The 1,595-nt window shown below is 68.7% G+C and carries 4 protein-coding genes; all 4 read left to right on the plus strand.

All coding sequences use genetic code 11. The annotated features are described in order from the left end of the window. Nucleotides 1–239, plus strand: a 239-nt coding sequence (locus Q8Q85_06170) for an ATP-dependent protease (protein ID MDP3773838.1), incomplete at its 5' end; no start/stop codon positions are given. 41 nt (nucleotides 240–280) lie between these two features. Then, the gene (locus tag Q8Q85_06175; protein MDP3773839.1) at nucleotides 281–529 is read left to right on the plus strand and encodes a hypothetical protein; all 249 of its coding nucleotides are present in this window, start codon (nucleotides 281–283) and stop codon (nucleotides 527–529) included. Then, nucleotides 526–954 (plus strand): PIN domain-containing protein, encoded by a 429-nt coding sequence (locus Q8Q85_06180; protein ID MDP3773840.1) that lies wholly within the window; start codon nucleotides 526–528, stop codon nucleotides 952–954. Before Q8Q85_06175 ends, Q8Q85_06180 begins: the two co-directional genes overlap by 4 nt. Then, the gene (locus tag Q8Q85_06185) at nucleotides 954–1,454 is read left to right on the plus strand and encodes a hypothetical protein (GenBank protein MDP3773841.1); all 501 of its coding nucleotides are present in this window, start codon (nucleotides 954–956) and stop codon (nucleotides 1,452–1,454) included. Before Q8Q85_06180 ends, Q8Q85_06185 begins: the two co-directional genes overlap by 1 nt. Nucleotides 1,455–1,595: the final 141 nt, after the last annotated feature.

Consider the following 1,595-nt stretch of genomic DNA (forward strand, 5'->3'; position numbering starts at 1 on the left):
GGATCTTCGCCAACGCGCACATGGCGCCGCGCGACATCCGCGTCTGCTGCCTGCTCACCGAGGGCGCGGACGCCATCCTGCGCACCGCGATCACCCGGCTGGGGCTTTCCGCTCGGGCGTATCACCGGACGCTGAAGATCGCGTGGACGGTGGCGGACCTCGCGGCGGCGGCGGCCATCGAGCCGGCGCACGTCTCGGAGGCGATCCAGTACCGGACGCTCGACCGTGGCACAGGGTGATCTACTTGCATAAATGTGCACAGACAGGTATGCTTTTATGTATGCGGACGACGATTGACATCCCGGACCAGTTGTTCCGCCGGGCCAAGAAGGAAGCCGCCGAGGAGGGGGTGACCATGCGGGAGATCGTGCTGCGGGCACTCAAGGCACACTTCGGGCAGCCGCGGGCGACCGCCTACACGTTCGACTGGCGGGTGTGCGACGGCGAATGGAATCCGGATCTGCCGCTGCACAGCCGCGAAGCGCTTGAGGAGTACCTGGGCTCCTGGAGGTCGGATCTCTACGGATGATCGCCGTCGATACCAACATCCTGGTGTATGCACTGCACCCGGCCGCCCCTCAGCATGGCGAGGCGCTCGCGCGGGTGCAGCGCCTCGCCACCGGGCGGTCTCCCTGGGCGCTGCCGTTCCCCTGCATAGGGCAGTTCCTGCGCGTGGTCACGCATCGGGCGTTCCGCCCGGTCGTGCCGTTGGCCGTAGCCTGGCACGATCTCGTAACGCTCCTCGCGTCCCCGTCGGTCCAGCTGCTGACGCCGACCGATCGCCACCTGCCGCTGCTGCGTGAAGTGCTGGAGGAGAGCGGCGCGCGAGGCGATTTGGTCTACGACGCGCAGATCGTGGCCCTGTGCCTCGAATACGGCGTGCGGGAAATCCTGACGGCCGACAAGGACTTCCGGCGATTCACCGGTATCAAGGTCACGAACCCCTTCGCCTGATGCCCATCCTCACGTCCCGCGCTCCTTCGCCCCCGCTGGCCGAGCATCCGGAGTTCGCGGTGATGCTGGTGGTCACGCTGGAGCACTTCCACTGTACGCTCGGCGAAGTGCGCGAGGACTACTGGCTGGGCCGGGTGTGGCGCGCCCTGACCGGCGACCCGGTGCTGGCGGGCCGGGTGGCGCGCGCGGGGGTATCGAACGTGTTGCTGACGGGTGCCGAGCACGGCGCTCCGCCCGCCGGCCTGAAGGAGCGCGAGCGGCTGATCTTGCACGCGCATGATCGGATCGCGGCGGACACCGGCCGCCAGATGGATTCGCTTGGCGTGGCGCTCCGGTGGTCGGAGGGGCCGGTGACTGTGACGACGGCGCCGGTGCTCTCCCTGCTCGCCCAGGTGGTCGTGGACGACCCGCGGTGGAAAGACCTCGAGTGGTATGTCGGCGATCTCGGTGCCGTTCAGGTTCCGGTGGCCTACACTGCGGAGGCAGTGGTCGCGGCCTGAACGACCTCCTCGTCAATCACCGCTAGTCCAGGCGCGTTTCGGTCGTCCCATCGAACCAGTGGGGTGCGCCCGGGGCCAGGGCCAGGGCGACCCGGGCGCCCCGCCGGATCGACGGCGTAGTGCCGTCCAAACGCGCGGTGA

Source organism: Gemmatimonadales bacterium (assembly GCA_030697825.1).
Lineage (GTDB): Bacteria > Gemmatimonadota > Gemmatimonadetes > Gemmatimonadales > JACORV01 > JACORV01.